This is a genomic window from Rickettsiales endosymbiont of Trichoplax sp. H2 (assembly GCF_009690945.1).
GTDB classification, from domain to species: Bacteria; Pseudomonadota; Alphaproteobacteria; order Rickettsiales; family Midichloriaceae; genus Aquirickettsia; species Aquirickettsia rohweri.
The window spans coordinates 1-7,837 of sequence record NZ_NPHZ01000015.1 but is presented as its reverse complement, the minus strand read 5'-3'; the positions used below and the strand labels follow the sequence as shown (position 1 = coordinate 7,837).

Here is a 7,837-nt window from a genome sequence, read left to right as displayed (position 1 = left end):
TGCTTTAATACATGATTGCAATCCAGGTCTGTTATCTTTTCTACTTGATGCATAATCATGGTATATTCTTCCACTATCTACTCCTGCTTTGATAAGTGCATATTTTTGTAAATATAAATTTTTGAAACTCTTGCATATCCTATTAACATATTTAATCAGAAAAGATAATTTTTATACTAAAATCTTATGTTGTTTATCTTAACAGCTTTTCTGATTGATTTATAGCTAAATATTTTATATTTTCTTCTAATCAGAATAACGGTCGTTTTCCTGATTCCTTATCTCATTACAAAATTAATCAAAAATCACTCTTTTTTTGTTTTTTCTAAATCTTCTGCATGCTCCTTATATCCAAAGATACAGTTTTTCAACTATTAAAATTAATTATTTTTTACTTCTCTATATAACCCTTATTATCACTAACACAGAATATTTTGAAACTCTAGAGTGCTATGTGTAACTAACCCCTAAAAGAAAAAGAATATGTTTATGGTGGTTGTTATGGAGTAGTGGTTAAAAACAATCTACATGTAAGATTTATACCTTTTTACTGAATGAATTTTATGGAAATTAATAAATACAACTTTTGAACCTAAAAGTTCATAGTTTACTTTATTCATAGGTATTAAGGGTGACCAAAATAAGAAAGGTAAAAAAAAGACAATAACTGATTAAACTTTCTTATTTAGTATATACAAAGCCCTCTAAAGGTAATGTTTTATCTTTGACTAACGCAAAGATAAAACATTATTGCCTGCCTTTAGCTATTATCTACTTCTATAGCTCATCACTACTACTAACTGTAGCACTATCAATGCGAAATTCATCAAAAGCATATCCTATTTTATTTGTACTTCCATTAACATAACTATTTTCCGGATAGTACAAATTGCTTTTATACTGAATTACGTTATCAATTCCACTACTTAAATCTCCATCTAAGAAATGGGTTAATCCATGAGTCAAAATAACATTTTCTGCATCTACTATAATTGCAGACTTGGCTCTTATTGTATCTTGATAAAATTCTTTTTCTCCTGCTTGTGAGCCTCTTTCATTTTTATTGGGAAAATAAGAATATATACCTAAACCATTAGCAGTAAATCCCGTAGCACTTTTAGTAATATACAAAGAGGCGCAAGCAGGAGTTTCATCAACCAAATCAGAATAAGGTAAAGAACATTTTGTTATACCTCCTTCTGGCAAGTAATAAGGAATTTCAGACTGATAAAAATTCACTTGCCCATTTTTTCCAAACCAAACAGTTTGGTAATTTAGAAAATGTTCTACAAATAAACCATACATTTTTACATTATTTCCATGTACTATTAATCCGTAAGGAGCTTTAGCTGCATTTGCTAATACATTTATAAACTTCGCATCATGATCAGCTCTCCATAGCCACAAATTTTCTCCAATTGTATAATCTGCATTAACCTTAACACAACTATATGCGGAAGAAGCAATTTGTTCTGGTTTTATATGTGCAATTCTACAATACACATCCTGTAATACAACAGGATTCGTAGATATACCACTCCCCTCTTCTCCTATACTCAAAATTATAGCATCACTATTTGTGTCTAAAGAACTAGCCACTGGCGAATCAAATACTAATCCAGCTATTCTTATACCCTCACTTTCTGTTATCATACACTTCCCAGTATTAGGTGGGCAAACAAATGACGGTAAACCTATACCTAATACTATTTTATTGTTAGGTATATACAGTGTATCATCAAGATCATAAATACCTGGCATAACTATCATACCTACTTTGTTTATTAATTGATTATTAATATTATGGACATCATATGAAGATATTTTTGTTCGATCTTCTTTTTGATTGAGTTGCACCACAATAAAATCACTAATCGGACTAGCCTTATAATCGTATTGTACATGCCATTGATCTCCATCTTTTACTAATTTAGGTTTTTGAAATTGAGTCATTGTAGTATCATTAATCTTTGTAAATGGATATCCAGGCCATCTATTTTGTACATTAACATCACCTGCTCCCGTTATGCTATCTACATTATTATTATTAGACAGTATGTTCCAAGCTCCAGCTATTAATTGATTAGATTGAGAATTTGATATATAAAATTGTTGTTGAGAGCCAAACCCAATGCTTGATGCTTTCATCCTATCAATAAAGCCACCACTAGTATAACCACACCCTATGTCTGTATTCCAATCACACATTAATATGCCCGCACTCCCTTCAATATTGATATCCCTAATTGGCGATGCTTGAGATACAGCAAAACGTAATACCGGATCGTTAGCTATGTTCATCTTCAAATCCGATAAACTGCGCCAAAAATTATCAAGTCCACCAGGAGCATAACATCTAGAATTTTGACTTCCATCAGCATTAAAAGCTTTAACACAATTATTTAAGACATTTATACCAGGAGATAATATAACAGAATCACTATTATCACTAACACCAGCTACTTGAGTATAATATCCTAATTTAAAGTAACCATTCATTGTATAGTTACCTTTTGCGATCAGTATTGCGTATCGACTCTCACTCCATTCAGTTGTCCTGCCCATCTGCACCGTTGTTTGAGGCCCTCCAATAGTAGTGCCTAGATTATATAGAGCTTGTCCATCACTTTGCTCTACAAAGTAAGCTCCACTAGAACAACTCTGATCTGTACAATCAACTGCTCTTTTTAATAAACTTTCAAAACCATTAACATGGCAACTATTATCTTGATTTAAATTTGTTATAATCATATTCTTTACTTAATTTTTTATTAACCCTAATTTAAAAACTATCACACTTTTATTTGTATTACAACTGATTATTTATTTTGTGCAAGTTCATATCATATTTGACTAATGAACAAAGTCATTACGCCTTTTAATATATTCAAAAGTAGTAAGGAGGTCTATAGGAATTATACTTGAAAACGGCAGATTTGAGTTCAGCCTTGAAGGCTCCTACAGAATCTGTGAGAAGGTCGTTTCTGGCATAGAATTTTTCTCTAAATATTCTGTTTGAATTCTCAAAGCCACCATTATATTTAGGTTTTTTCAAAACAAACAATGTTATATCTAAATCAGCGCAAGCTTGTTCAAATTCAGCCATAAATTCAGGACCACCATCAACTTGTGTAGAAGAAACTTTAAATGGAACATTTTTTACAAATTGTTCTAAGAATTTCTTTGCTGAATGACTTGTTACATTAGTAAAAACCTGCGCATCAACTTATTTACTTACAGGATCCCAAGCCTGAAAATCCTTGAAACTTAAATTGTTTTTACTGACTCTCATATGATCAAATTGAACCATTTCTCCAGGATTTTTAGGGTTGTTCTTATCATATTTCCATTGTTTTACATACTTTCTAAAAAACTTTTTTCTTTTAATTGGTCTTACACTTGGAGAACGTATTATCTTTCCTGCTTTCAACAAATTTTTTCACCCTCTGCCAACGCTACTTTCTGAAATTAAAACTCTACAATCTTTTTTCAGTATAACAGCTATCTTAGCTTTACCATATGTTGGATTTTCTCTTCTTATTTTTTCAATAACCCCAATTGTGGACTCAGGTATTTGATTAATTACTGCATTTTCTTGGTCTTTTTGATCTTGTTATGAATCTTTTCAGTCCAAATCAGCGCTCTAATGCTCTGTATCGATAATAACTGCTTTAGTAGACTATTCGTAGAAGTTATTTTTCGTATGCCAACTGGTGGAGCTAATAAAGAAATTATAATATTTATAAAAGGTGAAAAAGATGATGATATTATTGAGTATAACCAATCAACACCTGTTAAATATGATTTTAAAGAAGCTGGATATAGCCCGAACTGCATTTAAGAAAATAGTTGGATAAGAGAGCAAAAGCCTACTATAAAATAATTAGTAATAATGATACGGTAAGGAAAATGCACTCAGAAATAGATTATATCAGAATATTTTGCGAAGTGGATGATTTTTGCAAAGGATTTGAAAATGGTATGTAAAACAATTGATTAGTGATGGAATGGTAAAGAGAAATAGGATAATGCAGATGAAGTTATCAGAAATAATAACAATCATGATAAGCTATCACGCCTCAGGCACCGCATATTTTAAACATTATTACTTCTATCTAAAATCAGAACTAAAGGACTTATTCCAAAATATGGCTCCAAGCTGGTTCTTTGGCTTCAAATTGCATATGCTGTTTAATACACATAGAGAAGTGGTTAGACTAGCGATTACTCCAGGAAGTATCGATGATTGTCAATTTTCATTAAAAAGGGATCGGTGAAAACAATAAAAAATTAGTTAAAATTTAACTAAAGAAAACATGATAAGACTGGAGTATTATATGACTATAATAACATTATATAAACAAGATGTAAGCCAAAGAAAAATAGCTAAAATAGTAAGACATGATAGAAAAACAATAAGAAAAATCATGAAAAAGTATAAGAAGGAAAGGATAACAGAACCTATAAAGATGAGACGAGGATCTGTATTATATGAACATAAAGAAAAAATAGTAGAATTAATAGAAAAAGATTTGAGTGTAGTAAGAATACAGGAAGAGCTTATTAGAGAAGGTGTAAAAGTAGGTTATTCAAGCCTTGCAAGATATATAGAAAAAATAAAAAGCAATAAAAATGTATGTATAAGATTCCATACAGAAGCAGGAGAAGAAGGGCAGGTGGATTTTGGGTATGCAGGATTACTGCCAATAGGGAATGGTAAAAAAAGAAAGGCATGGATATTTAATAGGAGGTTAAGTTATTCAAGATTTGAAGTGACCCCAATTAGTCAGACCAAAAATGACTCAAAAAGAGAGACATTTTTTGTTAATTATTAACTCTTAATATATTACATTTTAACCTCCTGAACAATATTTAAATTTTTAAAATTCAAATAAATACTATTACTACTATAAGCTTTATATAAAGTCTCAGCTGGAGTGCTATAATTTAACGATTGATGCGGTCTACTATAATTATACCAATACACCCATTTAGGAATATTGGACTTTAAATTCTCTATAGTATTCCACTGATATAAATGAGAATTTCATATTTTTTTAACCCAAGATTCACTTGTAAATTGGCTACCTTGATCGCTATTTAGTATTAGAGGTGTTCCATACTTTAATAGCGCATCTTCCAATGCTGATTTGCAGTTTTCAGTGCATAAACTATTACTCAACCTATAGCCAACAATCGTCCTACTGTACATATCCACTATTGCTACTAAATACATAAAACCTTTTATGGTTCTTAAATATGTTATATCAACCTGCCATACCTGATGAGGTTTTGTTAGCACTAAGCCTGCTAATAAATATGGGTATATTGTTCCTTATTTTTAATACTAGTATTAGGCCTTGGATAAATAGCATATAAATCCATTTCTCTCATTAATCTTTGCACTCTCTTATGATTTACTAATATATTTTCTCTTGCCAGCATTGCTGTTATCCTACGATACCCATATATGGGATATGATGAATATATTTCAGCTATCTTATTGCTTAGTACAAAGTTTTCACTTTTATCTGACTCCTCATAATATATCATAGATCTATTTATTTTTAAAAGCTCACTTTGCCTTCTCACACTCAGCTGTTGATGTCTTCTATTTATCATTTTACGCCTCTTTATAACATCAACTCGGAGGAGGCTTGTTGCAAAAAATCATTCTTTACTTTTAACCTCCCTATCGTTGCAGGTAATTTTTCCATATTACCATTATTATAAGCTTGTACTGGTTGATTCTCTTTTTTATATATTTCAGGACCATTGTCTAATAGCTGCTTTTTCCATTTACTTAATACTGATCTTGGCACTTGATATTTTGAGATTATTTCCTCAATTGTTAAATCTCCTTTTATCATTTCTATTGCAACTTTAAATTTAAATTCTTTGCTATATGTTTTTTGTTTGCCCATAATTTTTATTGTGGTAGGTATATATGGCAGATAAAGAAGATAGAAATAGATGAGCCATATATGGCTCATATTGCATACAAAAATGATTATCCTATTAAAGAAGTTAAAGTATATAATTTTAGATGAGTTAAAATAATTAGATTGATAGTATTTAATTTTAATAAATTATATATTTTTATGTAAAATAACAATTTGTTTCTGGTAATGTACTAAAATTACAATGTATTGTAATAAATTTATATTGAATTAAGGCAGAGAAAAGATAAATTACTATCCTAGTTTGATTTTTGGGAGTAGTAAGGATATGTGGGATCTAAAAAACTAGGATAGCAACTTAATAGAGTGTATTTATACATGTATTATATGTACTAGTCAATAATAACTTAACTAGTATTTATAGCAAGTATAGTGAATACAGCTTCATTTATTCCTGTTCCGTCTAAATGTCCACAACCTGATAGTACTACTACTATTTTTTTATTTTATTAATTTATAAAAAATAAGTTTAAAATATTTATAATGCTTATTGTAAAATAAGCTATTATTTAGTTAAGTTTTACTCTGATGAATTAATATAATCAAGAAGGTAAAAAAACAAAAAATTCACTTTGATATATGATCAGATAAAGGTAATGTTAGTAAGTTATATTTTAATAATGATATGCAAGCGCAAGTTCTTAAAATTAATTATATTAAGACTATATTAGGAGTTATGTTAGTAATAGCAGATGACAATTATGTGTACATGTTAGATTTTAAAGATGCAAAGAAGTTAGGAAATAAAGTATTACAGGTATATACCAAGACAAACTCAATTATTAGTGCAGGTACAAATAGAATAATTTTATCTATAGAGAAAGAACTTGCATTATATTTTCAGGGAAAGTTAAAAGTTTTTCAGACACCAATTAAGTTATTAGGTAGAAGATTTGAGAAGATGGTTTGGAGAAAGTTAAGAGATATACCATATGGAGAAACTAGAAGTTATTTAGAGCAAGCAAAAGGTGTAGGTTCTTCAAAAGGGTTTAGAGCAGTTGGGAGGGTAAATAGTAATAATAAATTAATTATAATATTACCATGTCATAGAGTTATAAAATCAAATGGTGAATTAGGTGGTTATGGTGGTGGCCTAAAGAGAAAGCAGTGGTTAATTAATCATGAAAATTCTAGTTATTCATTAATGGATATAAATTAATACAATGTAGATTTTTGCTATAACAATAGGAAAATAAGTGTTATGATTAATGAATTAGTAAAAAGGCTTAGTACTGGCAAACATGAAGTGACAAATGAAGTGACAATAGGTAACAGAGAAGAACCTAATAGTGAGATAGAGGAAAGACTTACAGATATGAAGTATATACATGTAATGTTTCCAAACACTAAAGGTGGGACTGAGCTGGGTATAAATGTAGACACTGAAAGTTGTGATTTAACAAAAGCAGATTTTAACAAGGAAAAAGGTAAAGTACACATAGAGGGAACAACGAATTTAAATTATTGTGATGTGAGATGTATAGCTGATGTAGATTCAGAAAGGGAGAGGGCTATTTAGTAGTAACCAATAACTAATTATAAATTATATAAAAACAAAAATAGAAAAGGAGGTAGCTAGAGTTTTAAATTAATAAATTCTATTCCTTATTGTAACATAAAGTATACTATTATTTAATATAGAATAAATAAAAAACACTTATTAATAAATGGATCGATTTTAACACTCCCCCTACTCTAGTTACGTTTTCTGATCTCAGAACCTCAATACCCCTAAATAAAACTAATCTCTTTTTCTTAGTATTTTAACTTTGTTATTTTACTTAGTTATAATACTTTTGCTCCATTTACTTGTTGACGTGTTATACAATATTAGATACAGTTAACTAATATTAATTACTATACTATAATGAACATTA

At 29.6% G+C, this 7,837-nt stretch carries 11 protein-coding genes and 1 pseudogene; 5 read left to right on the top strand and 7 right to left on the bottom strand.

What is annotated here, in order from left to right; genetic code table 11:
- Window positions 1-777 precede the first annotated feature (777 nt).
- The 3 genes from h2es_RS07430 to h2es_RS07420 form a co-directional block, all read right to left on the bottom strand.
- Window positions 778-2,751: a hypothetical protein gene (locus h2es_RS07430; RefSeq protein WP_154512790.1), complete on the bottom strand. Its 1,974-nt coding sequence runs from the start codon at window positions 2,749-2,751 to the stop codon at window positions 778-780.
- Window positions 2,752-2,887: 136 nt separating this feature from the next.
- Window positions 2,888-3,106, bottom strand: a complete 219-nt coding sequence (locus tag h2es_RS07425; RefSeq protein WP_154512788.1) for a hypothetical protein — start codon at window positions 3,104-3,106, stop codon at window positions 2,888-2,890.
- 120 nt (window positions 3,107-3,226) lie between these two features.
- Entirely contained in the window at window positions 3,227-3,433 is a 207-nt protein-coding gene (locus h2es_RS07420) for a hypothetical protein (protein ID WP_154512786.1), read from the bottom strand.
- Between the two features lie 270 nt (window positions 3,434-3,703).
- Here h2es_RS07420 and h2es_RS07415 point away from each other — a divergent pair, with 270 nt between their 5' ends.
- The 3 genes from h2es_RS07415 (at window position 3,704) to h2es_RS07405 (ending at window position 4,835) form a co-directional block, all read left to right on the top strand.
- Entirely contained in the window at window positions 3,704-3,841 is a 138-nt protein-coding gene (locus h2es_RS07415) for a hypothetical protein (RefSeq protein WP_154512784.1), read from the top strand.
- A 166-nt stretch (window positions 3,842-4,007) separates the two neighbouring features.
- Window positions 4,008-4,277, top strand: a complete 270-nt coding sequence (locus tag h2es_RS08015; protein ID WP_154512782.1) for a transposase — start codon at window positions 4,008-4,010, stop codon at window positions 4,275-4,277.
- Between the two features lie 60 nt (window positions 4,278-4,337).
- On the top strand, window positions 4,338-4,835 hold the full coding sequence (locus h2es_RS07405; RefSeq protein WP_154512780.1) for a hypothetical protein: 498 nt from the start codon (window positions 4,338-4,340) through the stop codon (window positions 4,833-4,835).
- A gap of 11 nt (window positions 4,836-4,846) precedes the next feature.
- Here h2es_RS07405 and h2es_RS08010 read toward each other — a convergent pair.
- The 4 genes and pseudogenes from h2es_RS08010 to h2es_RS07385 form a co-directional block, all read right to left on the bottom strand.
- A pseudogene (locus h2es_RS08010) lies at window positions 4,847-5,023 on the bottom strand (integrase core domain-containing protein); the annotation flags it as partial.
- A gap of 24 nt (window positions 5,024-5,047) precedes the next feature.
- Window positions 5,048-5,302 carry a DDE-type integrase/transposase/recombinase gene (locus h2es_RS07395; protein ID WP_154512778.1) on the bottom strand — a complete coding sequence of 85 codons (255 nt, stop codon included), beginning with the start codon at window positions 5,300-5,302 and terminating at the stop codon, window positions 5,048-5,050.
- A gap of 8 nt (window positions 5,303-5,310) precedes the next feature.
- Window positions 5,311-5,622 carry an IS3 family transposase gene (locus h2es_RS07390; protein WP_154512776.1) on the bottom strand — a complete coding sequence of 104 codons (312 nt, stop codon included), beginning with the start codon at window positions 5,620-5,622 and terminating at the stop codon, window positions 5,311-5,313.
- Between the two features lie 11 nt (window positions 5,623-5,633).
- Window positions 5,634-5,924, bottom strand: a complete 291-nt coding sequence (locus h2es_RS07385) for a transposase (protein WP_195910009.1) — start codon at window positions 5,922-5,924, stop codon at window positions 5,634-5,636.
- A gap of 712 nt (window positions 5,925-6,636) precedes the next feature.
- On the opposite strand from h2es_RS07385, the gene h2es_RS07380 reads away from it, so the two are divergent.
- Both h2es_RS07380 and h2es_RS07375 read left to right on the top strand, forming a co-directional pair.
- Window positions 6,637-7,119, top strand: coding sequence for a methylated-DNA--[protein]-cysteine S-methyltransferase (locus tag h2es_RS07380; protein WP_230204305.1), 483 nt, complete (start codon window positions 6,637-6,639; stop codon window positions 7,117-7,119).
- Between the two features lie 42 nt (window positions 7,120-7,161).
- On the top strand, window positions 7,162-7,479 hold the full coding sequence (locus tag h2es_RS07375; protein ID WP_154512770.1) for an MbtH domain protein: 318 nt from the start codon (window positions 7,162-7,164) through the stop codon (window positions 7,477-7,479).
- Window positions 7,480-7,837 lie beyond the last annotated feature (358 nt).